Here is a 21,580-nt window from a genome sequence, read left to right on the forward strand (position 1 = left end):
TCGGCGCGCCGCCCGGTGCTTGCATCACCTGACACCACGTGACCGGATTATCGGATTCGCCCATGTATGGACGAGCCCGTAGCCGGGCTACGTCTCCGTCACGGAGGTGTTGTCGTGTCAGGCAGACTCCTGCGCGTGGTCTGCACGACCGCGCTGGCCGCGGCGCTCACGGTCTCCCCCGCCACCGCCGCGCCGGCCGCGCCGGGCCCCGTACCGTCCGAGGATGCCTCCGGAACCGCCGGGCCGGACGCACCGGAGGAATCCGACGCGTCCGACCCGGTGGAAGAGTCGGACGCGTCCGGCCCGGCGGAGGAAGCCGACGAGTCCGACGCGTCCGACCCGGCGGAGGTCGACGCCCGAACCGACGAGACCGGCCCCGACGCCGAGGCCGACGCGGCGGAGGTCGACGCCGAGACCGCTCTCGGCGCGCCCGAGGCGCCCAGGAGCGTCGCCGCCCTGCTGCGCGAGCTTCGGACCCGCTACCAGGCGGTGGAGGAGGCGAGCGAGACCTACAACGCCACCGAGGAGAAGCTCAAGCAGCGGACCGCGCAGGTGAAGAAGGTGACCGCGGACCTGACGAAGGCGCGGGCCGCGCTGGAGCGCAGCCGCGGGGACGCCGGGCGGCTGGCCCGGGAGCAGTACCAGGGGCGTACCGAGTTCTCCGCCTACCTCCGGCTGCTGCTGTCCCGTGATCCCCTGCGGGCCCTGGACCAGACCCATGTCGTGGGGCGGCTGGCCGCGAACCGCGCGGCGACGGTGGACCGGCTGACCGACGCCGCCCGGCGGGCCGACGAGCTGGCCGCCGCCTCCCGCAAGGCGCTGGACCAGCAGAAGAAGCTGGCCCACCGGCAGAAGAAGCAGCGCGACGCGGTGCGCGGGAAGCTGAAGGAGGTCGAGGGGCTGCTGGCCACGCTCTCCGAGGAGCAGATGACCCAGCTCGCCGCTCTCGAACAGCGGGGCGTGGACGAGGCGCAGCGCGACCTGGTGGCCTCCGGGGCGCTCAGCTCCACCCGGCCGCCCACCCGGCAGGGCGGCGACGCCGTCGCGTACGCGGTCCAACAGATCGGCAAGCCGTATGTGTGGGGGGCGGAGGGCCCCGATTCCTTCGACTGCTCGGGGCTCACGTCCCAGGCCTGGTCGGCGGCGGGGCGGGCGATCCCGCGCACCTCGCAGGAACAGTGGAAGCGGCTGCCGAAGGTGCCGGTCTCCGCGCTCCGCCCGGGCGACCTGGTGATCTACTTCCCGAAGGCGACCCACGTGGCGCTGTACATCGGCAACGGTCTGGTGGTGCAGGCACCCCGCCCCGGCACCAAGGTCAAGGTCTCGCCGCTCGCGTCGAACCCGCTGCTGGGCGCGGTCCGGCCCGACCCCGGGGGCGCCCCGCTGTCCACGTACACGCCCCCTGAGCTGCCGAAGGGCGCTCGCGACGGCGCGGACACCGGGTACGGCACGGACGCGGCGCCGGACGCCCTGTAGGCCGTACGGCAGACCTCGGCGGCCGGACCGGCGGTGCGGGTCCGGCCGCCGAGGGCGTTCGTGGGTCAGGCTCCGGTGAGCGAGGCCAGGTAGGCGTTGGTCTTCTCCGGCTCGTAGAAGAAGTTCTCGAAGTCCGCCGGGTTGTCGAACCCGTTGGCGAAGCGGTCCGCGGCGGGCTGGAGCTCGCCGGCGGCGCCGATCAGGTTCAGCACGTGCTCCGGCGGGACGCCGAGCATCGCGTTGGTCCACTTCGTGACGTGCCGCGCGGTCTCCCAGTAACGGTCGAACGTGGACTGCATCCACACCGCGTCGAACTCCTTCTCCCCGTGCTCGACGATCGAGTCCAGGTACGCGTTCGCGCACTTGGAGGCCGAGTTGGAGCCCTGGCCGGTGACCGGGTCGTTGGCCACGACGACGTCCGCGACGCCGAGGACCAGGCCGCCGCCGGGCAGCCGCCCGATCGGCTTGCGGACCGTGGGGGCGTAGCGGCCGGCGAGGGTGCCGTTGGCGTCGGTGAGCTCGACCTTGGTGGCGCGGGCGTACTCCCAGGGCGTGTACTTCTCCATGAGCTCCAGCGTCTTCGCCAGATGCTCGGAGGGGTCCTTGACGCCCTGGAAGGCGTCGAGCGGCCCGCCCGGGATGCCCTCCCAGAAGAGGATGTCGGCGCGGCCGGAGGTGGTGAGCGTCGGCATGACGAACAGCTCGCCGACGCCCGGGACCAGGTTGCAGCGGACCGCGTCGAACTCCGGGTGCTCGGGGCGCGGGCCCATGCCGTGGACGTAGGCGACGGCCAGCGCGCGCTGCGGGGCGTCGAACGGTGAACGGGCGGCGTCCCGGCCGAACATGGAGACCAGCTCGCCCTTGCCTGCCGAGACCATCACCAGGTCGTAGGTCCGGGAGAAGTAGTCCAGGTCGGAGACTGCGGCCCCGTGGATGACGAGCTGCCCGCCGCGCTGGGCGAAGGTCTCCATCCAGCCGGCCATCTTCACGCGCTGGTCGACGGACTGGGCGAAGCCGTCCAGCTTGCCGACCCAGTCGATGGCGCGCGAGGAGTCGGGGGCGGCGACGGAGACGCCGAGGCCCTCGATCCTCGGGGCCTGGGACTCCCAGAAGTTCAGCTGGTAGTCCCGCTCGTGCTGGAGCGCGGTGTGGAACATGCACTGCGTCGACATGACCCGGCCGGTGCGGATCTCGTCGGCGGTGCGGTTGGACATCAGGGTGACTTCGTAGCCTCTGGACTGCAGCCCCAGGGCCAGCTGGAGCCCGGACTGGCCGGCTCCGACTATGAGTATCTTCCGCATCGCGGCTCTCCGTTGTCTCTGATTCGAGGAGGTCTGGAGGTCTGGAGGAGGTCCGAGGGACCGCCCTCAGACGGGGGTGGCGTCGAGAGCGTGGCCCACCAGGGCGAGCAGCGACTCGACGACCGTGATCCTGTTACGAGCGTCCATGATCACTATCGGGACCTGCGGGGGTACGGTCAGGGCCTCCCTGACGTCCTCCGCCTCGTAACCGGGCGTCCCCTCGAAGTGGTTGACGGCCACGATGTACGGCAGCTCGCAGCTCTCGAAGTAGTCGAGCGCGGGGAAGCAGTCCTCCAGCCGCCGGGTGTCGGCGAGGACGACCGCGCCGATCGCCCCGCGCACCAGGTCGTCCCACATGAACCAGAAGCGCTGCTGGCCGGGGGTGCCGAAGACGTACAGGACGAGGTCGTCCTCCAGCGTGAGCCGGCCGAAGTCCATGGCCACGGTGGTGGTGGTCTTCCCGGGCGTCGCGGAGAGGTCGTCGGTCTCCTCGCTGGCCTGGGTCATCAGCGCTTCGGTCTGGAGCGGCGTGATCTCGGAGACCGAGCCGACGAACGTCGTCTTGCCGACGCCGAACCCGCCCGCCACCACGATCTTGGTGGCGGTGGGCGCGCGGGTGTGGTCGAGCTGCCAGGCCTGAAGGGACTCCTCGGCCTGTTCCCGGGGCCCCGGCTGGCGCGGGGCGAAGAGCGGCGCCTCAGAGACGGCGGAGTCCATTGAGCACCCTTTCGAGCAGTGCGCGGTCGGGCTGACCGGCGCCGTGGCCGGTTCCGTACACGCGGATCTTTCCCTGGTCGGCCAAGTCGCTGAGCAGCACCCGGACGACTCCGAGCGGCATCTTCAATAGGGCCGAGATCTCCGCGACCGTACGCATGCGGCGGCAGAGTTCGACGATGGCCCGGAGCTCCGGCATCACGCGCGAGGCGAGGTTGCCGTTGGTGAGCTCGCGGCGCTCGTCGGGTGCTTCGAGGGCCGCGACGAACGTCTCGACCAGCAGGACGTGCCCGAACCGGGTGCGACCGCCGGTGAGGGAGTACGGGCGGACCCGGGCGGGGCGTTTGTCCGCACCGCGGACGGGGAGCCGGGGGGCGGGTTCTGCGGCGGCGGTGGTCACAGGGCGCTCTCCATCGATGTGCGCAGCTCGCTGCGGAGTTCGGGGGTGAGTACGTGTCCGGCCCGGCCGACGAAGAGGGCCATGTGGTAGGCGACGACGCTCATGTCGCAGTCCGGGGCGGCGTGGACGCCGAGGAGGGAGCCGTCGCTGATCGACATGACGAAGACGCTGCCCTCGTCCATGGCGACCATCGTCTGTTTGACGCCGCCGCCGTCCATCAGCTTCGCGGCTCCGACGGTCAGCGAACCGATGCCGGAGACGATCGTGGCCAGGTCGGCGCTGGAGCCTCTGGGCCCGTCCGACGTCCCGGCGGCCGGTCCGGCCGCCTTCGCGGTCAGATGGCCGGGGTCGGAGGAGAGCAGCATCAGGCCGTCGGACGAGACGACGGTGACCGAGTGGACCCCTGGCACCTCCTCCACGAGATTGCTCAGCAACCAGTGAAGGTTCCGGGCTTCGGTACTCAGCCCGAACGTGCTGGGCGCAGTCAACTGCGTGCCTCCTCGACTGTGTCCCCCGTCTCTTCGTTCCGGCCGTCCGCCCGGCCGCCGGTCTCGGCGGTCCGTGCGGTCCTTGCGCCAGGTGCGTCCTGTGCGGCGCCTGTGGTGTGTGCGGTGGTGGTCTCGTGCCCCGTACGCCCGGTGGGTACGCCCCCGGGGCCGGCGACGGTGATGCCGCCGGTCTCGGCGATCTCCGCCTCGACGTCGCGCCGGCCCTCGTTGGCCGCCTGGTGGAAGCTGCCCAGCCGGCGGCGCAGGGCGTCCCGGTCCAGGCTGCCGGTCCGCCCGGGGGCGGGGGTCGCGTCGGGCCGGACCACCTTGGGCGTGCGCTTCGGCAGCCCCTTGTCGGTGATCCGTGCCGCCTCGGGGCGGCGGGGGCCGGGGACGGTGTCGGCGGGGGCCGGGGCCGCTTCGGCGTGGGGGGCGGGACGGACCGCGGGCCCGTCCGGGCCCTGGTCCCCCGGGGCGGTCTCGGCCGGGCGCTCGTGGCGGTCGGGGCCGATCGCGTACGGGTCGGCGGCGCCCGGCACGGCCGGGGTGTCCACTCCCGCCGGGAGGCCCGGAGCCGTGGGGGCCGCCGGGTCGGCAGGGGCCGGGGGAGGCTTCGGGAGCCGGACCTGCAAGGTGATCTCGGAGTCGGGGTCGGCTCCGGACCCGTCTTCGGGCCCGACTCCGTCTTGGGTCCCGACTCCGGCTTCGGACTCGGTACCGGCTTCGGACCCGGTACCGGTACCTGCTTCGGTCCCGGTACCGGGCTCCGCGACCGGCTGCCGCGCGTCCTCGTCCTGCTCCTGCCGCTGCCCCTGCTCCTGCTCCTGCTCCTGCTTCTGCGGCGGTACGGCGGTGGCTTCCGGGTCCTCGTCGGGCCCCGTGCCCTCGGCCGCCGCGCTCTCGCGGATCGTCCGCTCGGCGGCGGCGATCAGCGGGTCGACGGCGGGCAGGAGCTCGGTGACCGCCTCGGGGGCGCTCTCCGCTTCCGGGTCCGACGCCGCCTCGGACTCCGGAGTCGGTGCCGTTGCCTGCTCCGGCCCCGGCCCCGGGTCCGCATCGGCGGGCGTACCGGGCGTGGATGCCGAGGACGGCAGCGGTGAACGGCTGGGCAGAGCGTTGGAGTTCGCCTCCGCCACCGAGCCCGGGAGGTTGAGCGTGGGCGCGTCACCGGGAAGCTGCACGGCGGGCGGCGAGGAGGCGGGCAGGGAGTTGGGCAGCAGGGCGCTCGGCAGCACGACGACGGCCGTCACACCACTCCCCTTCTGCTCACGCAGCTGGACCCGCACTCCGTGCCGGGCGGCCAGCAACGACGTGACCTGAAGACCGAGTCCGGCCCCGGTCATGTCGATGTGCTTCTCCCCCGGCTCGAACGAGGCCGGGTCGGCCAGCCTGGCATTGAGTTCGCCCATCCGGACCGTCGACATGCCGATGCCCGCGTCCGACACGGAGAGCATCACCTCGCCGCTCTCCAGCAGCCAGCCGGACAGCTCGACCTGGGAGTCGGGCGGCGAGAAGGAGGTCGCGTTCTCCAGGAGTTCGGCGAGGAGGTGGCTGAGGTCGTCGGCGGCGAACCCCGCGATCTGGGCGTGCGGCGGCAGGGACTGGATGGTGACCCGCTCGTACCGCTCGATCTCGCTGACGGCCGCGCGCGCCACGTCGACCAGCGGGATCGGCCCGGCGTGGCCGTGGCCGTGCTCGGCGCCGGCGAGGACGAGCATGTTCTCGCTGTGGCGGCGCATGACCGTGGCCAGGTGGTCCAGCTTGAACAGGGTGGCCAGGCGCTCCGGGTCCTGCTCGCGCTCCTCCAGGCCCTCGATGACGCCGAGCTGCCGCTCGACCAGTCCGAGGGTGCGCAGGGAGAGGTTGACGAAGGTGTGGTTGACCGTGTTCCTCAGCTGTTCCAGCTGGGTGGCCAGCTCGGTGGCCTGCTTCTGGAGTTCGGCCCGCTGGGTGACCAGGGTCTCGCGGCCGGCGATCAGCTTGGACCGTTCGCCGGTGAGGCTCTCGACGCGTCCGCCGAGGTCCTGGTGGAGGGTGGTGAGCCTGCCGTGCAGGGAGTTCATCGACCGGACGACCCGGGCGAACTCGTCGTTGCGGCCGGTGTAGCGGACCGGTTCGGCGCCCTCGGGGTCCTCGGCGAGGCGCGCGGCGCCGATACGCAGGACGGCGAGCGGCTGGGTGAGGGTGCGGGCGACGGCGGTGGAGACGCCGACGGCGAGCAGGAAGCAGCCGCCGAGCAGGGCGATGCTCAGTTCGAGGGCGGTGACGTCGTCGTCGCGGAGGCCCTCCAGGCGCTGGACCTGGCCGGTGGTCAGGGCCGACTCGACGCTGCGCATCCGGTCGACGCGGGCGGAGAGCGCGGCCTCCAGCTTCTTGGGGCTGATCCTGCGCTCCGCCTCCGACAGCTCGGGGCGGTCGGTGAGGCGGGTGAGGTACTTCTCCGCGTTGTTGACCTCGGATCCCGTGACGGTGGCGGAGAGCTTGTCGCGGGCCTCCGGGTCCGCCGCCTGGTCGAAGTCCGCCAGCGCGGCCAGCTCCCGGACGCGGGCCTGCTGGGCCGCGGCGCTCAGCTCGTCGCGTTCGCGGCCGGCCCGGGTGTCGCCCTCGTCCTGGGTCGCCACGGGGAGCCCGGTGAAGGGGTCCGGCTGCGTGGTCGGCTCGGGGCTCGGCACGGCGAGCGCGGCGAGGAGGAGCCCGCGGGTGGCGGAGGCCTGTTCGGACGCGCTGCCGAGGGTCCCCGGGGCCCGGGTGGCGTCGGCGGCGCGCGGCGGGGTCTTCTCCGCCAGTTCGGCGGCGATGCCGTGCAGCTTGGCGATGACGTCGGAGTACGCCTGGTGCGCCTCCAGGGCCGACCCCTTGCCGGTCAGCGCTTCACGGCGCAGCGAGGGAACCGTCGAGAGGTCGCGGCGCAGGGCCGCGGAGGCCGCGTCGTGGATCTCGTCGATCTGCTGGTCGACACGGGTGGTGCGGGCGGTGCGGTTCTTCGCGCCGTCGTCATCCTTCTCGTCGCGGCCGTCGGCGATGTACGCGGTGATGGCGTCGCGCTCGTCGGCGAGGGAGTGCCCGAGGGTGACCGCCTGCTGGTTCAGCTCGGCCAGGGTGACCAGCCGCTGGGACTCGGTCAGATCGGCGGAGGCCCCGAGCACGGCGGGGGCGCCCGCCGCTATGACGATGACGCCGACGACCGCGACTCCGGCGACCAGTCGGCTGCGCACCCGCACGGTCCGCTTGTCCACGCCGGGTGCCGGAGGCGTCGCCCCGGAACCGTCGCGCGTCGTGCCCTTGCTCCGCGGCCGCTTCTTCTGCACCGGTGCTCGCAATCTTGACTCGTCCACCCTTGAAGCAGAGGTGACGCACGGTCACATGGAAGGTCGCCCCGCTCCTGGTACGGCTTCTGACCATTCCAGCGCTTTTGAGAGGGGGGCGCGCATCAACCGCTCCGCCACTCGAAGGAGTGAACATCACTCTTGAGTTGGCGAACAAGTCTCCCCTGGTGCGCCCCTGACCATGCGTGGACCGCGGGGTGGAACTTCCGCTCCGCCTTTGGCAGGATGCCCGCCCGCATCGGTCCGGAGTCGCCCCTTCCGCCTCGCGCGCCCGCGTTGACCTGCTGGTACAGGCCATTTCCGGTGGCGTGACGAGGAGGTGAAGGGCTCGTGCAGACTGGCGGCATGCGCATCGAACTCGCCACCGCGCCCGGAAGCCCCGAACGCCCCAACGAGGACTGGGCCTCCGGGGTCCTCCCCGCCTCCGGCCAGGGCGGTGTGCTGGTCGTGCTCGACGGCGTCACCCCGCCGCCGGGGGACGACGGCTGTGTGCACTCGGTGCCGTGGTTCACCGCACGGCTCGGCGGCGCGCTGGTGGAACTGTCCGGTTCCCGCCCGGATCTGCCCCTGACCGAGGTCCTGGCCGAGGCCATCTCCCGTACAGCCGACACGCATCGAGCCACCTGTGACCTTTCTCACGTACGTACGCCTCAGGCGACCGTGGTGCTGGCCCGCTGGGACGAACGCGTGATCGACCACCTGGTGCTCTCCGACTCGGCCCTGCTTCTGGAGTCCCCCGACGGCGCGGTCCGGGCCGTCCTTGACGACCGGCTGGACCGGCTGCCGCCGGGTTCGCTCGCCTCGAACGAGATCGCCGATGCCACGGTGCGCAACAAGGAGGGCGGCTTCTTCACCGCGGCCGCCGATCCGTCGGTGGCGGCGCGCGCGGTGACGGGCAGCACCCCGGCAGCCGGCGTCCGGGCCCTCGCCGCGCTCACGGACGGCGCGACCCGGTGGACGGAGGTATTCGGCGAGGGCGACTGGACGGAGGCGCTGGGGCTGCTGCGGAAGGCCGGGCCGCAGGGCCTGATCGACCGGGTGCGGGAGCTGGAGGACGCCGACGTGGCGGCCGGGCGCGTACGGCTGCGGCACGGCAAGACGCACGACGACGCCACAGCGCTCCTGGTGGAGCTGGGCTGAGCACGGCCGGCGGCGGGCGGCTCAGCTCTCGGCGCGGGCGTTCAGCTGGTGCAGGAGCCGGGCCAGCTCGGCGACCTCGGCCCGGTCCCAGTCGGCCAGTTTGCGCACGTAACGCCCCCGGCGGGCGTCCCGGACGCTGCGGAAGCGGGCCAGGCCGTCGTCGGTGAGATGGACGAGCCAGGCCCGCCCGTCGGCCGGGTCGGGTTCGCGGGCCACCAGTCCGAGGTTCTCCAGGGAGTGCAGCTGGCGGCTCATGGTGGCCTTGCCGACGCCGAAGTAGGCGGCCAGTTCGGTGGCCCGCTGCCGGCCCGCCGCCTCCAGACGGACGAGCAGACCGTAGGCGGCGGGCTCCAGTTCGGGGTGGACCTCCCGGGCCATATCCCCCGAGGTGGCACGCGCCCGGCGCAGGAAGACGGCCAACTCCCGCTCCAGTGCCAGAAATTCGTGGTCCACACCACTTCCGTCCGTCGCGCCCGGCTCCGGCTCGCTGTCGTTCCCGCGCACGTCAGTACCCCTCGTACGGTTTCCTGCCGATGAAAGTTTCCTCCGCGACCGGTCGACGCCGCAGTTCGGCCAGTATTTCGCAGGAGTAGACCAACAGCGGCGGCCCGGCCCGCTTCCGCACCCCGCGTCACGGCCTCAGCCGGGCGGCGGGCGGCGGGCGGAAGGAGTGCACCGCCAGCATCGCGGGCTTCGGCGCCACCACCCGTGGGTGGCCCGGTACAACGCGACCGCCGGTCGACGGGCTGTCGGTCGAGGAGGACTATGCCCCCTCTATACACCCCATGTATACACGTTATGTATAGTCCTCGGCGTACCGCACACCTGTGCGGGATTTCCCGCACAGAGGAGTGATGTGTCGTGCCCAGAAAGATGCCGTTGTCCAAGATGGGGTTGACCGCGGCGCTGGTGACGGCGCTCACACTGACCTTGGGCGGCTGCTCCATGGACACCACGGCGCCGGGCTCGGCACGTGGCGAGGCGGCCTCCGACGCCAAGGGCTCGTTCGGGCCGGTGGACTGCCGCAAGGCCAAGTGCATCGCCCTGACCTTCGACGCGGGTCCGGGCAAGGACACGCCGGAACTGCTGGACATCCTCAAGGAGAAGAAGGTGCACGCCACCTTCTTCCTGCTGGGCAAGCACCACGTCATCAAGTACCCCGCCGTGGTGCAGCGCATCGAGGACGAGGGCCATGAGGTCGCCAACCACACCTGGACGCACAAGGTGCTGACCGACCAGAAGCCGGACGAGATACGCGCCGAGCTGGAGAAGACGCAGCTGGCCATCGAGAAGATCACCGGCAAGAAGCCCCGGCTGATGCGCCCGCCGCAGGGCCGCACCGACGACACGGTCTCGGACATCAGCAAGGACCTGGGACTCTCCCAGGTCCTGTGGAGCGCCACCGCCAAGGACTACTCCACGAACGACTCCGCGCTGATCAAGAAGCGGATCCTGGACCAGGCGAGCAAGGACGGCATCATCCTGCTGCACGACATCTACAAGGGCACCGTCCCCGCCGTGCCCGGGATCATCGACGCGCTCCAGAAGGACGGCTACACCTTCGTGACCGTCCCCGAGCTGATGGCCCCGGCCGTGCCGGAGCCGGGCACGATCTACCGCCCCTGACCGGCCCGCGCGGCACGCGGAACGGCCCGCCCCCGTTGACTCGGGAAGCGGGCCGTCCGTACCGGTCGCGTGCCTGCCGCCGCGCCCGTCACAGCGTGGCGGTCAGGCCGCGGCCGGGATCCTGTCCTCCACCCGGGCGGAGGCCGGGGCGAGGGCGATCTCCAGCACCTGGCGGACGTCGGTGACCGGGTGGACGTCCAGCTTCTCCAGCACCTCGGCCGGGACGTCGTCCAGGTCGGCCTCGTTGCGCTGGGGGATCACCACGGTCGTGATGCCCGCCCGGTGGGCGGCCAGCAGCTTCTGCTTGAGGCCCCCGATCGGCAGCACCCGCCCGGTCAGCGACACCTCACCGGTCATCGCCACATCCGTGCGGACGAGGCGTCCGGAGAGCAGCGAGGCCAGGGCGGTCGTCAGGGTGATTCCGGCGCTCGGGCCGTCCTTGGGGATGCCGCCCGCCGGGAAGTGGATGTGCACGCCCCGGTCCTTGAGGTCCGCGACGGGCAGCTCCAGCTCCGCGCCGTGCGAACGCAGGAAGCTCAGCGCGATCTGGGCCGACTCCTTCATGACGTCCCCGAGCTGACCGGTCAAGGTCAGTCCGGAGGCCCCGGTCTCCGGGTCGGCGAGCGACGCCTCGACGAAGAGGACGTCGCCGCCCGCCCCGGTCACCGCGAGTCCGGTGGCCACGCCGGGCACGGCGGTGCGGCGCTCTGCCGGGTCCTGGGCGGACTCGGGCACGTGGTGCGGCCGGCCGATGAGGCCGCGCAGGTCCGCGTCGGTCACCGCGAACGGCAGCTCGCGGTCGCCCAGTTCGTGCTGAGCCGCGACCTTGCGGAGCAGCCGGGCCACCGCCCGCTCCAGATTCCGTACGCCCGCCTCGCGGGTGTACTCGCCGGCCAGCTTGCGCAGCGCCGACTCCTCCAGGGCGACCTCGTCCTTCTCCAGGCCGGCCCGCTCCAGCTGGCGCGGGAGCAGGTGGTCCCGGGCGATGACGACCTTCTCGTCCTCGGTGTAGCCGTCGAGGCGGACCAGCTCCATGCGGTCGAGCAGGGCCTCCGGGATGGCGTCGAGCACGTTGGCGGTGGCGAGGAAGACCACGTCGCTGAGGTCGAGCTCGACCTCCAGGTAGTGGTCGCGGAAGGTGTGGTTCTGGGCCGGGTCGAGGACTTCCAGGAGGGCGGCGGCCGGGTCGCCCCGGAAGTCGGAGCCGACCTTGTCGATCTCGTCGAGCAGGACGACCGGGTTCATCGAACCGGCCTCCTTGATGGCCCGCACGATACGGCCGGGGAGCGCGCCCACGTACGTACGCCGGTGGCCGCGGATCTCCGCCTCGTCCCGGACACCGCCGAGCGCGACGCGGACGAACTTGCGGCCCATGGCGTGCGCGACGGACTCGCCGAGGGAGGTCTTGCCGACGCCGGGCGGGCCGACGAGGGCCAGCACCGCGCCGCCGCGGCGGCCGCCCACCACGCCCAGCCCCCGGTCGGCGCGGCGCTTGCGCACCGCGAGGTACTCGGTGATGCGTTCCTTCACGTCGGCGAGGCCGGCGTGCTCGGCGTCCAGGATCTCCCGGGCGCCGCGGATGTCGTAGGCGTCCTCGGTCCGCTCGGTCCAGGGCAGTTCGAGGACGGTGTCCAGCCAGGTGCGGATCCAGGAGCCCTCGGGCGACTGGTCGCTGGACCGCTCCAGCTTCTCGACCTCCTTGAGCGCGGCCTCGCGGACGTGCTCGGGGAGGTCGGCGGCCTCGACACGGGCCCGGTAGTCGTCGGACTCGTCCTCCGGGTCGCCGTTGAGCTCGGAGAGCTCCTTGCGCACGGCGTCCAGCTGGCGGCGCAGCAGGAATTCGCGCTGCTGCTTGTCGACGCCGTCCTGGACGTCCTTGGCGATCGATTCGGCCACGTCCTGCTCGGCGAGGTGCTCGCTCAGCCACTGGATGGCGAGCTTCAGCCGGGCGATCGGGTCCGCGGTCTCCAGGAGCTGGACCTTCTGGGCGGTGGTGAGGAACGGCGAGTATCCGGAGTTGTCGGCGAGCGCGGAGAGGTCGTCGATCTGCTGGACCCGGTCCACGACCTGCCAGGCGCCGCGCTTCTTCAGCCAGCTGGTGGCTAGCGCCTTGTACTCCTTGACCAGCTCGGCGGCGGAACCGGGCAGGGGGTCGGGGGCGGCGGTTTCGAGCACGGTCCCCTCGACCCAGAGCGCCCGGCCGGGCCCACTGGTCCCGGCGCCGATGCGGACCCGGTCGCGGGCCCGGATCAGGGCGCCCGGGTCGCCGTCCGACAGGCGTCCGACCTGCTCGACGGTGCCGAGGACACCGGTCCCCGTGTACGTCCCGTCGATCCGCGGGACCAGCAGCACCTGGGGCTTGCCCCCACCAGGACGGACGGCGGCCTGCGCGGCCTCGACGGCGGCGCGCACCTCGGTGTCGGACAGGTCGAGCGGTACCACCATGCCGGGCAGGACGACCTCGTCGTCGAGCGGCAGCACGGGCAGGTCGATCGGTGTGAACGCCTCGGACTCGTTAGTCATGATCTCCCCTTCGGCAGGCAAGTTGAGCTATGTGGACTCAATGCTCCTGAGCCGCCGAATGTTCCCCACCGCTTGTTCGCTCTGAGCGATCAGGCCGTTTCGAGCCGCTCCCACGTCGACACCGGACCGTCTTTCACCGCCCTCTCGGCGGTCGGCCCCCGGGGCGGTCCTCCGCATACGGGAGCGCCACCGGGCGGACCGTTGTTCCCCATCCCCCGAAGATCCCCGGAAGCGTCCCCGGAGGCATCCCCGGAAGCATCCCCGGAAGAGGGAACCCGCTGGCCCTCGGCCCGGGCGGCGGGCCAGGATGACGGACACACCGACTGCCACGACCGGAGACCGGAGAGCCCCACGATGCCCGCGATGCCCCCGATGCGTGCGATGCCCGCCCCCGACCCGTTGCCGACGCGTTCCGCCGGCGCCCCCGTCGTCCTCGACCGCCGCGAGGGCCCCTTCGGCGAAGTCGTGCTGCGGGAGCGCGGGGAGCACTTCGAGATCATCGCCAACGGCTGTTTCCTGATGGACACCTCCGACGGGCGCTCCGAGCGGCTGCTGATCGACGCCGCGCTGGCCGCCCTGCCCGCCTCGCGGACCGGCCCCTCGGTGCTGATCGGCGGCCTGGGCGTCGGGTTCTCGCTGGTGCGGGCCGCCGAGGAGGAGCGCTGGGGCCGGATCGTGGTCGTGGAGCGGGAGCAGGCGATCGTGGACTGGCACCTGGCCGGGCCGCTGGACCGGATCTCCGAGCCGGCCCTGGCCGACCCCCGGACCGGGATCCTCCACACGGATCTCGTCGCCCACCTCCGTACCAGCACGGAGCGTTACGACGCCCTGTGCCTGGACATCGACAACGGGCCGGACTGGACCGTCACGGAGGGCAACGGCAGCCTCTACTCCCCCGCCGGACTGGCGCACTGCCACGACCGGCTGACCCCGGGCGGAGTGCTGGCCGTCTGGTCCGCGCAGCCGTCGCCGGCCTTCGAACAGGCCTTGCGGAATGCCGGGTTCAGCGGGGTTCGGACGGAAGAGGTGGCCGTTGCCCGAGGTGTGCCCGACGTGGTCCATCTCGCACTTCGGGCGATCTGAACCCCCCTCCCGGTATGCGCGGACCGGCGGTGGCACGGGTCAACCGGCACAAGGCCGACGATCCGGCCGCCCGGTCGGCGTGGACGCGCACGTCCGGGGCAACACCCTGCGTAGCCGGGAGCCCTCCGCTGCCTTTACGCTGCTGACCGGCACACGGGATCACCCACCGAAATCCACGAGCGAAAACCGTGCCTCCGGGGGAATGGCTCCCGCGAGAACGGGCAGGGGCGGGGCGATGGAACAGACACACACCACCCACAACGGCGTCGCGGCCACCCCGGGGGCTCAGCGCCGGGTGCTGGTGGTCGAGGACGACCCCACGATCGTCGACGCCATCTCCGCCCGGCTGCGGGCGGAGGGCTTCCTGGTGCAGACCGCGCTGGACGGCCCTGCGGCCGTGGACGCGGCCGAGGCCTGGCAGCCCGACCTGATGGTGCTCGACATCATGCTTCCCGGCTTCGACGGCCTGGAGGTCTGCCGCCGCGTACAGGCGCAGCGCCCGGTACCGGTGATGATGCTCACCGCGCGCGACGACGAGACCGACATGCTGGTCGGGCTCGGGGTCGGCGCCGACGACTACATGACCAAGCCGTTCTCCATGCGGGAGCTGGCCGCCCGGGTGCACGTGCTGCTGCGCCGGGTGGAGCGGGCCGCGCTGGCCGCCGTCACCCCGCGGAGCGGAATCCTGCGTCTGGGTGAGCTGGAGATCGACCACGCGCAGCGCCGGGTCCGGGTGCGCGCCGAGGACGTCCACCTCACGCCGACCGAGTTCGACCTGCTGGTCTGTCTCGCCAACACCCCGCGCGCGGTGCTCTCCCGGGAGCAGTTGCTGGCCGAGGTGTGGGACTGGGCGGACGCCTCGGGCACGCGCACGGTGGACAGTCACATCAAGGCGCTGCGCCGGAAGATCGGCGCGGAGCGGATCCGTACCGTGCACGGCGTGGGCTACGCCCTGGAGACTCCCGCGCCATGACGCGGCCAGGGTCCGGACTGCGGCCCTTCTCGATCAAGGCCAAGCTCGGCACACTCGTCGTGATCTCGGTGTTCATCACCACGGGGCTGCTGATCGTCGCGTTGCGGACCCGTACGGAGTTCCGCTTCATCACGGTGTTCTCGGTGATCGCCACGCTGCTGATCACCCAGTTCGTGGCGCACGGTCTGACCGCGCCGCTGGACGAGATGAGAGCGGTGGCCCGGTCCATCTCGCACGGCGACTACACCCGCCGGGTGAGCGGCGCCGGGCGGCGGGACGAGCTGGGGGACCTGGCGCAGACGATCAACCGCATGGCGGACGATCTGGAGGCGGAGGACCGGCATCGAAAAGAGCTGGTCGCCAATGTCAGCCATGAGCTGCGCACCCCCATCGCGGCGCTGAGAGCCGTGCTGGAGAACGTGGTGGACGGGGTGTCCGCCGCCGATCCGGAGACGATGCGCACGGCGCTGCAGCAGACGGAGCGGCTGGGCCGGCTGGTCGAGACGCTGCTGGACCTGTCGCGGCTGGACAACGGGGTGGTGGCGCTCAAGGCCCGCCGTTTCGAGGTCTGGCCCTATCTGTCGGGCGTACTGAAAGAGGCCAATCTGGCCGCCTCCCACCGACGTCTGTCGTCGGGTTCGGGCAATCACTCCCGTACGGACGTCCACCTGCATCTGGACGTCTCGCCGCCGGAGCTCACCGCGCACGCGGACGCCGAGCGGCTGCACCAGGTGGTCGCCAACCTCATCGACAACGCGGTCAAGCACAGCCCGCCGCACGGCCGGGTGACGGTGCGCGCGCGGCGCGGGAACCGTCCCGAGTCGCTGGAGCTGGAGGTCGTCGACGAGGGACCCGGGATCCCGGAGGCGGAGCGCCACCGGGTGTTCGAGCGCTTCAACCGGGGCCAGGCGCCTTCCCCGCACGGTCCGGGAAGCGACGGCGGTACGGGGCTGGGTCTCGCCATCGCCCGTTGGGCGGTCGATCTGCACGGCGGCCGGATCGGGGTGGCCGAATCCGCGAAGGGCTGCCGCATCCAGGTCACCCTCCCGGGAATCCCCGAGCCGCGCGGTTGACTGCGCGGTTGACATAGGGTCGAACCGGAAGGGCACGTTCACCCGTGTCCTGCCAGCAGGGGCCTCAAAGGGATGCGGCCGGATGGCCGTATCCTCGGTCCTGCGTACCCGAAGTGCAGTGGAACCTCGCTTGTTTCCCGCCATTTCCTGCGCCGAAACCCGCCTTCCGATGTGATGTGCACGACGAAGCACCGGCCCGGCCTGCAAGGAACGGTTCGGGGGGCGTAGCCTTGATTTCCGCTGTCCATCACCTTGTGAAGCGGAAGAGGGCGGTTGCCGCCGTGTCGTCTCAGTCCCCCAGTAACTCGAGCATCTCGACCGATCAAGCCGGACCGGGTACGAACCCGGCCGCCGCGTTCGGCGCCAATGAATGGCTCGTCGACGAGATCTACCAGCAGTACCTCCAGGATCCCAGTTCGGTCGATCGCGCCTGGTGGGACTTCTTCGCCGACTACAAGCCGGGTGCCTCCGGCACGGCGGACAAGCCCGTTCCCGGCGTCGCACCGGTGACCGAGGCGCCCGCCGCCCCGGCCGCGCCCGCTCCGGCGGCCGCGCCCGCTCCGGCAGCTGCTCCGGCTCCGGCGAAGGCCGCGCCCGCAGCCGCTCCGGCGGCTCCCGCGCAGCCGGCCCCGGCCAAGGCCGCCCCGGCTCCGGCCCCGGCGAAGCCCGCGGCGGCGAAGCCCGCCGCCGCGCCCGCCAAGGCCAAGGCGGACGATTCCACCGAGGCCCCGGCCGGCCCGGAGTACGTGACGCTGCGCGGCCCCTCGGCCGCCGTCGCGAAGAACATGAACGCCTCGCTGGAGCTGCCGACGGCCACATCCGTCCGCGCGGTCCCGGTGAAGCTGCTCTTCGACAACCGCATCGTCATCAACAACCACCTCAAGCGCGCCCGCGGCGGGAAGATCTCCTTCACGCACCTCATCGGGTACGCGATGGTGCAGGCCCTCAAGGCCATGCCGTCGATGAACTACTCCTTCGCCACGAAGGACGGCAAGCCGACCCTGGTGAAGCCGGAGCACATCAACCTGGGTCTGGCCATCGACCTGGTGAAGCCGAACGGCGACCGCCAGCTGGTCGTCGCGGCCATCAAGAAGGCCGAGACGCTCAACTTCTTCGAGTTCTGGCAGGCGTACGAGGACATCGTCCGGCGCGCCCGCATCGGCAAGCTCGGCATGGACGACTTCTCCGGCGTCACCGCCTCGCTGACCAACCCCGGCGGCATCGGCACCGTCCACTCGGTGCCCCGCCTGATGCCCGGTCAGGGCCTCATCATGGGCGTCGGCGCGATGGACTACCCGGCGGAGTTCCAGGGCACGTCACAGGACACCCTGAACAAGCTCGGCATCTCGAAGGTCATGACGCTCACGTCGACCTACGACCACCGGGTCATCCAGGGCGCCGCCTCCGGCGAGTTCCTGCGGGTCCTGTCCCAGCTGCTGCTCGGCGAGAACGAGTTCTACGACGAGATCTTCAAGGCGCTGCGGATCCCCTACGAGCCGGTCCGCTGGCTCAAGGACATCGACGCCTCGCACGACGACGACGTCACCAAGGCCGCGCGGGTCTTCGAGCTGATCCACTCCTACCGGGTCCGCGGCCACGTCATGGCCGACACCGACCCGCTGGAGTACCACCAGCGCAAGCACCCCGACCTGGACATCACCGAGCACGGCCTCACCCTGTGGGACCTGGAGCGGGACTTCGCGGTCGGCGGGTTCGCCGGCAAGACGATGATGAAGCTCCGCGACATCCTCGGCGTGCTGCGTGAGTCGTACTGCCGCACCACCGGCATCGAGTTCATGCACATCCAGGACCCGAGTCAGCGCAAGTGGCTCCAGGACCGCGTCGAGCGCGCGCGCCCGAAGCCCGAGCGCGAGGAGCAGCTGCGCATCCTGCGCCGGCTGAACGCCGCCGAGGCGTTCGAGACGTTCCTGCAGACGAAGTACGTCGGCCAGAAGCGGTTCTCGCTGGAGGGCGGCGAGTCCGTCATCCCGCTGCTCGACGCGGTCATCGACTCCGCCGCCGAGGCCCGCCTCGACGAGGTCGTCATCGGCATGGCCCACCGCGGCCGGCTGAACGTGCTGGCGAACATCGTCGGCAAGTCGTACGCGCAGATCTTCCGCGAGTTCGAGGGCAACCTCGACCCGCGCTCGATGCACGGCTCCGGCGACGTCAAGTACCACCTGGGCGCCGAGGGCACCTTCACCGGTCTGGACGGCGAGCAGATCAAGGTCTCGCTGGCCGCCAACCCCTCGCACCTGGAGGCGGTCGACCCGGTCCTGGAGGGCATCGCCCGCGCCAAGCAGGACATCATCAACAAGGGCGGCACGGACTTCACGGTCCTGCCGGTCGCGCTCCACGGCGACGCGGCCTTCGCGGGCCAGGGCGTCGTCGCCGAGACGCTCAACATGTCGCAGCTGCGCGGCTACCGCACCGGCGGCACCGTGCACGTGGTGATCAACAACCAGGTCGGCTTCACCGCCGCCCCGGAGTCCTCGCGCTCCTCGATGTACGCCACCGACGTGGCGCGCATGATCGAGGCGCCGATCATCCACGTCAACGGCGACGACCCGGAGGCCGTGGTCCGCGTCGCGCGGCTCGCCTTCGAGTTCCGGCAGGCGTTCAACAAGGACGTCGTGATCGACCTCATCTGCTACCGGCGCCGCGGTCACAACGAGACCGACAACCCGGAGTTCACCAACCCGCAGATGTACACCCTGGTCGACAAGAAGCGCTCGGTGCGCAAGCTGTACACCGAGTCCCTCATCGGCCGCGGCGACATCACGCTGGAAGAGGCGGAGCAGGCGCTCCAGGACTTCCAGGGTCAGCTGGAGAAGGTGTTCGCGGAGGTCCGCGAGGCCACCTCGCAGCCGGCCGCCCCGCACGTCCCGGAGCCGCAGGCCGCGTTCCCGGTGACCGTGGAGACGGCCGTCTCCGCCGAGGTCGTCAAGCGGATCGCCGAGTCGCAGGTCAACATCCCCGACTCGATCACCGTCCACCCCCGCCTGATGCCGCAGATGCAGCGTCGCGCGGCCTCCGTGGACAACGCCACGATCGACTGGGGCATGGGCGAGACGCTGGCCATCGGTTCGCTGCTGATGGAGGGCACCCCCGTCCGGCTCGCCGGCCAGGACACCCGCCGCGGCACGTTCGGCCAGCGCCACGCGGTCCTGGTCGACCAGGTCACCGGCGAGGACTACACCCCGCTGCTGTACCTGGCCGAGGACCAGGCCCGGTACAACGTCTACGACTCGCTGCTCTCGGAGTACGCGGCGATGGGCTTCGAGTACGGCTACTCGCTGGCCCGTCCGGAGTCGCTGGTCATCTGGGAGGCCCAGTTCGGTGACTTCGTCAACGGCGCGCAGACCGTCGTGGACGAGTTCATCTCCTCGGCCGAGCAGAAGTGGGGCCAGACCTCCGGCGTCACGCTGCTGCTGCCGCACGGCTACGAGGGCCAGGGCCCGGACCACAGCTCCGCCCGCCCGGAGCGCTTCCTCCAGATGTGCGCGCAGGACAACATGACGGTCGCGATGCCGACCCTCCCGTCGAACTACTTCCACCTGCTGCGCTGGCAGGTGCACAACCCGCACCACAAGCCGCTGATCGTCTTCACCCCGAAGTCGATGCTGCGTCTGAAGGCCGCGGCCTCGTCCATCGAGGAGTTCACCACCGGCGGCTTCCGTCCGGTGATCGGCGACGCGTCGGTCAAGCCCGAGAACGTCCGCAAGGTCGTCTTCTGCGCGGGCAAGCTGTACTACGACCTGGACGCCGAGCGGGAGAAGCGCGGCGACACGGAGACGGCGATCATCCGGCTGGAGCGCCTGTACCCGCTGCCGGGTGCGGAGATCCAGGCCGAGATCGCGAAGTACCCGAACGCCGAGAAGTACCTGTGGGCCCAGGAGGAGCCGGCGAACCAGGGTGCGTGGCCGTTCATCGCGCTCAACCTGATCGACCACCTGGACCTCGCGGTCGGCTCGGACGTGCCGCACGGCGAGCGCCTGCGCCGCATCTCGCGGCCGCACGGCTCGTCCCCGGCGGTCGGCTCGGCCAAGCGTCACCAGGCGGAGCAGACGCAGCTGGTCAACGAGGTCTTCGAGGCCTAGGGCCAGCCATGCGGCAGCCGTAGGAGCTGTTCGTACGCCACAGGGACCCGGTTCCGCGCTCGGCGCGGGGCCGGGTCCCTGGCGTCTTCGGCGTATCCGGCGTACGCGGTGTATGCGGCGTATCCGGCGTTCAGGAGGGCGTCCGCGCCTCGATATCCTGTGCGCATGTACTTCACGGACCGTGGCATCGAGGAACTGGAGAAGCGGCGCGGCGAGGAGGAGGTCACCTTCGAGTGGCTCGCCGAGCAGCTGCGGACGTTCGTCGATCTCAACCCCGACTTCGAGGTGCCGGTCGAGCGCCTCGCGACCTGGCTGGCCCGGCTGGACGACGAGGACGACGAGGACGCGTGACCCGGCCCGCGCTCCGGGGAGACACGCCCTAAGGGCAGTACTGGTGACTTTGCACCGGTATTTGCCCTAAGGGGCCCTAAGGGCTGTCCGCGCCCGCCCTGGCCCGCTCGTACGCGAGTCCCAGCGCGCCCTGCGCCAGCAGCAACGCCCCGGCCGCCGCCCAGCCTCCACTGCGGCGACGGGCGCCCCACAGCAGGAGCGGGAGCCCGGCCGCGAGCTGGACGGCGGCGACGGCACGGGCGCGGGGACCGCGTACCCACGGGCCGATCCTGCCGCTCTCGACCGCGTCCAGTTCGACGCGTACGGCATCGCGCCAGCCGGCCCACTCGATCCGTTCCACCCCGCGCTGCACCGCCGCGACGCTGCGCAGCCGGTCCGCGCTCTCGCCCGGTGAGAGTCCGGCGGGCAGAGTGAGCCCGGTGCGGGTGAGAACGGCGAGCAGTCCCCGCAGCCGGGCGTCCGCGTCGCCCTCCGGATCGGGGCGGGTCAGCTCCTCCAGCGCCTGTACGTCCAGCACCGGGTCGAGGCCGAGCCGGACCGCGAAGGTGCGCATGGCCTCGTCCTCGCCCACCGGGGTGCCGTCGGTCAGCCAGATGTAGCCCACGGGCCGGCGGAACCCGGCGGCGAGCGTGAATCCGGCCCGGTCGGCGTCCCACCACAGGGCGAGCACCGGCCAGGTGGAGCCGACCGCGAGCGCGGTGGCCCAGCCACCGAGGACCCGGTCCACCGGCTCGGGGTCCTGCCCGGCGCCCCCGTTCCAGGGTTTGCCCTCCGGGACGAGCACGCTCCACTCCTCACCCGCGCGGGCCAGCAGCATCTGCTCGCGCAGCAGGTGGGCGAGCGGCCGTACGGTCTCGGGGTCGGCCCGGCAGAGCAGGAGGGCCCCGGTGGATGTCGCGTTCATGGCTCACACGCTAGGGCAATTTGCCTGTACTTGATCTATTTGTGAGCATTTCTCTCCCCCGCCACCCCCTCCTGCCCCCTTTGACTTCCCCCATCCGCGATA

The 21,580-nt window shown here is 71.6% G+C and carries 16 protein-coding genes; 8 read left to right on the forward strand and 8 right to left on the reverse strand.

Annotated features, from left to right (window positions below):
• Window positions 1-114: 114 nt before the first annotated feature.
• On the forward strand, window positions 115-1,476 hold the full coding sequence (locus D581_RS0120330; protein ID WP_026290732.1) for an NlpC/P60 family protein: 1,362 nt from the start codon (window positions 115-117) through the stop codon (window positions 1,474-1,476).
• Between the two features lie 65 nt (window positions 1,477-1,541).
• Here the strand turns inward: D581_RS0120330 and D581_RS0120335 are convergent, their stop codons facing one another.
• The 5 genes from D581_RS0120335 to D581_RS0120355 all read right to left on the reverse strand — a co-directional run bounded on the left by D581_RS0120335 (window position 1,542) and on the right by D581_RS0120355 (window position 7,687).
• Complete coding sequence (locus D581_RS0120335; RefSeq protein ID WP_018959049.1) at window positions 1,542-2,777, reverse strand: styrene monooxygenase/indole monooxygenase family protein; 1,236 nt, start codon at window positions 2,775-2,777, stop codon at window positions 1,542-1,544.
• A 66-nt stretch (window positions 2,778-2,843) separates the two neighbouring features.
• Window positions 2,844-3,494, reverse strand: coding sequence for a GTP-binding protein (locus D581_RS0120340; RefSeq protein WP_018959050.1), 651 nt, complete (start codon window positions 3,492-3,494; stop codon window positions 2,844-2,846).
• The gene (locus D581_RS0120345; protein ID WP_003966308.1) at window positions 3,475-3,891 is read right to left on the reverse strand and encodes a DUF742 domain-containing protein; all 417 of its coding nucleotides are present in this window, start codon (window positions 3,889-3,891) and stop codon (window positions 3,475-3,477) included. Before D581_RS0120345 ends, D581_RS0120340 begins: the two co-directional genes overlap by 20 nt.
• Window positions 3,888-4,379 carry a roadblock/LC7 domain-containing protein gene (locus D581_RS0120350; RefSeq protein ID WP_026290733.1) on the reverse strand — a complete coding sequence of 164 codons (492 nt, stop codon included), beginning with the start codon at window positions 4,377-4,379 and terminating at the stop codon, window positions 3,888-3,890. The genes D581_RS0120345 and D581_RS0120350 overlap by 4 nt, the downstream gene beginning before the upstream one ends.
• Complete coding sequence (locus D581_RS0120355; protein WP_018959052.1) at window positions 4,376-7,687, reverse strand: nitrate- and nitrite sensing domain-containing protein; 3,312 nt, start codon at window positions 7,685-7,687, stop codon at window positions 4,376-4,378. Before D581_RS0120355 ends, D581_RS0120350 begins: the two co-directional genes overlap by 4 nt.
• Before the next feature lie 363 nt (window positions 7,688-8,050).
• Between D581_RS0120355 and D581_RS0120360 the strand changes: the two genes are divergently transcribed.
• Entirely contained in the window at window positions 8,051-8,845 is a 795-nt protein-coding gene (locus tag D581_RS0120360) for a protein phosphatase 2C domain-containing protein (protein WP_018959053.1), read from the forward strand.
• A 21-nt stretch (window positions 8,846-8,866) separates the two neighbouring features.
• Here the strand turns inward: D581_RS0120360 and D581_RS0120365 are convergent, their stop codons facing one another.
• Window positions 8,867-9,349 (reverse strand): MarR family winged helix-turn-helix transcriptional regulator, encoded by a 483-nt coding sequence (locus D581_RS0120365; protein ID WP_018959054.1) that lies wholly within the window; start codon window positions 9,347-9,349, stop codon window positions 8,867-8,869.
• Between the two features lie 369 nt (window positions 9,350-9,718).
• Between D581_RS0120365 and D581_RS0120370 the strand changes: the two genes are divergently transcribed.
• A complete protein-coding gene (locus tag D581_RS0120370) occupies window positions 9,719-10,471 on the forward strand; it encodes a polysaccharide deacetylase family protein (protein WP_018959055.1) in 753 nt (250 codons plus the stop codon).
• A gap of 102 nt (window positions 10,472-10,573) precedes the next feature.
• Here D581_RS0120370 and lon read toward each other — a convergent pair whose 3' ends face one another.
• On the reverse strand, window positions 10,574-12,994 hold the full coding sequence (gene lon / locus D581_RS0120375) for an endopeptidase La (RefSeq protein WP_018959056.1): 2,421 nt from the start codon (window positions 12,992-12,994) through the stop codon (window positions 10,574-10,576).
• A gap of 354 nt (window positions 12,995-13,348) precedes the next feature.
• On the opposite strand from lon, the gene D581_RS0120380 reads away from it, so the two are divergent.
• The 5 genes from D581_RS0120380 to D581_RS0120400 all read left to right on the forward strand — a co-directional run bounded on the left by D581_RS0120380 (window position 13,349) and on the right by D581_RS0120400 (window position 20,574).
• The gene (locus D581_RS0120380; RefSeq protein WP_018959057.1) at window positions 13,349-14,077 is read left to right on the forward strand and encodes a spermidine synthase; all 729 of its coding nucleotides are present in this window, start codon (window positions 13,349-13,351) and stop codon (window positions 14,075-14,077) included.
• A gap of 235 nt (window positions 14,078-14,312) precedes the next feature.
• Window positions 14,313-15,050: a response regulator transcription factor gene (locus D581_RS0120385; RefSeq protein ID WP_003966317.1), complete on the forward strand. Its 738-nt coding sequence runs from the start codon at window positions 14,313-14,315 to the stop codon at window positions 15,048-15,050.
• A complete protein-coding gene (locus D581_RS0120390; RefSeq protein WP_018959058.1) occupies window positions 15,047-16,123 on the forward strand; it encodes a sensor histidine kinase in 1,077 nt (358 codons plus the stop codon). The genes D581_RS0120385 and D581_RS0120390 overlap by 4 nt, the downstream gene beginning before the upstream one ends.
• Window positions 16,124-16,404: 281 nt before the next feature.
• A complete protein-coding gene (locus tag D581_RS0120395) occupies window positions 16,405-20,223 on the forward strand; it encodes a multifunctional oxoglutarate decarboxylase/oxoglutarate dehydrogenase thiamine pyrophosphate-binding subunit/dihydrolipoyllysine-residue succinyltransferase subunit (RefSeq protein ID WP_018959059.1) in 3,819 nt (1,272 codons plus the stop codon).
• A 165-nt stretch (window positions 20,224-20,388) separates the two neighbouring features.
• A complete protein-coding gene (locus tag D581_RS0120400) occupies window positions 20,389-20,574 on the forward strand; it encodes a DUF6104 family protein (protein WP_003966321.1) in 186 nt (61 codons plus the stop codon).
• Window positions 20,575-20,650: 76 nt separating this feature from the next.
• Here D581_RS0120400 and D581_RS0120405 read toward each other — a convergent pair whose 3' ends face one another.
• Entirely contained in the window at window positions 20,651-21,478 is an 828-nt protein-coding gene (locus D581_RS0120405; RefSeq protein WP_018959060.1) for a hypothetical protein, read from the reverse strand.
• Between the last annotated feature and the right edge of the window lie 102 nt (window positions 21,479-21,580).

This window comes from Streptomyces sp. CNB091, assembly GCF_000377965.1.

What these genes read in the sequence shown, in the direction of transcription:
- D581_RS0120335 (WP_018959049.1), bottom strand. Translation starts at nt 2,777, where the DNA reads ATGCGGAAGATACTCATAGTCGGAGCCGGCCAGTCCGGGCTCCAGCTG.
- D581_RS0120340 (WP_018959050.1), bottom strand. Translation starts at nt 3,494, where the DNA reads ATGGACTCCGCCGTCTCTGAGGCGCCGCTCTTCGCCCCGCGCCAGCCG.
- D581_RS0120360 (WP_018959053.1), top strand. Translation starts at nt 8,051, where the DNA reads ATGCGCATCGAACTCGCCACCGCGCCCGGAAGCCCCGAACGCCCCAAC.
- D581_RS0120370 (WP_018959055.1), top strand. Translation starts at nt 9,719, where the DNA reads ATGCCGTTGTCCAAGATGGGGTTGACCGCGGCGCTGGTGACGGCGCTC.
- lon (WP_018959056.1), bottom strand. Translation starts at nt 12,994, where the DNA reads ATGACTAACGAGTCCGAGGCGTTCACACCGATCGACCTGCCCGTGCTG.
- D581_RS0120380 (WP_018959057.1), top strand. Translation starts at nt 13,349, where the DNA reads ATGCCCGCGATGCCCCCGATGCGTGCGATGCCCGCCCCCGACCCGTTG.
- D581_RS0120385 (WP_003966317.1), top strand. Translation starts at nt 14,313, where the DNA reads ATGGAACAGACACACACCACCCACAACGGCGTCGCGGCCACCCCGGGG.
- D581_RS0120390 (WP_018959058.1), top strand. Translation starts at nt 15,047, where the DNA reads ATGACGCGGCCAGGGTCCGGACTGCGGCCCTTCTCGATCAAGGCCAAG.
- D581_RS0120400 (WP_003966321.1), top strand. Translation starts at nt 20,389, where the DNA reads ATGTACTTCACGGACCGTGGCATCGAGGAACTGGAGAAGCGGCGCGGC.
- D581_RS0120405 (WP_018959060.1), bottom strand. Translation starts at nt 21,478, where the DNA reads ATGAACGCGACATCCACCGGGGCCCTCCTGCTCTGCCGGGCCGACCCC.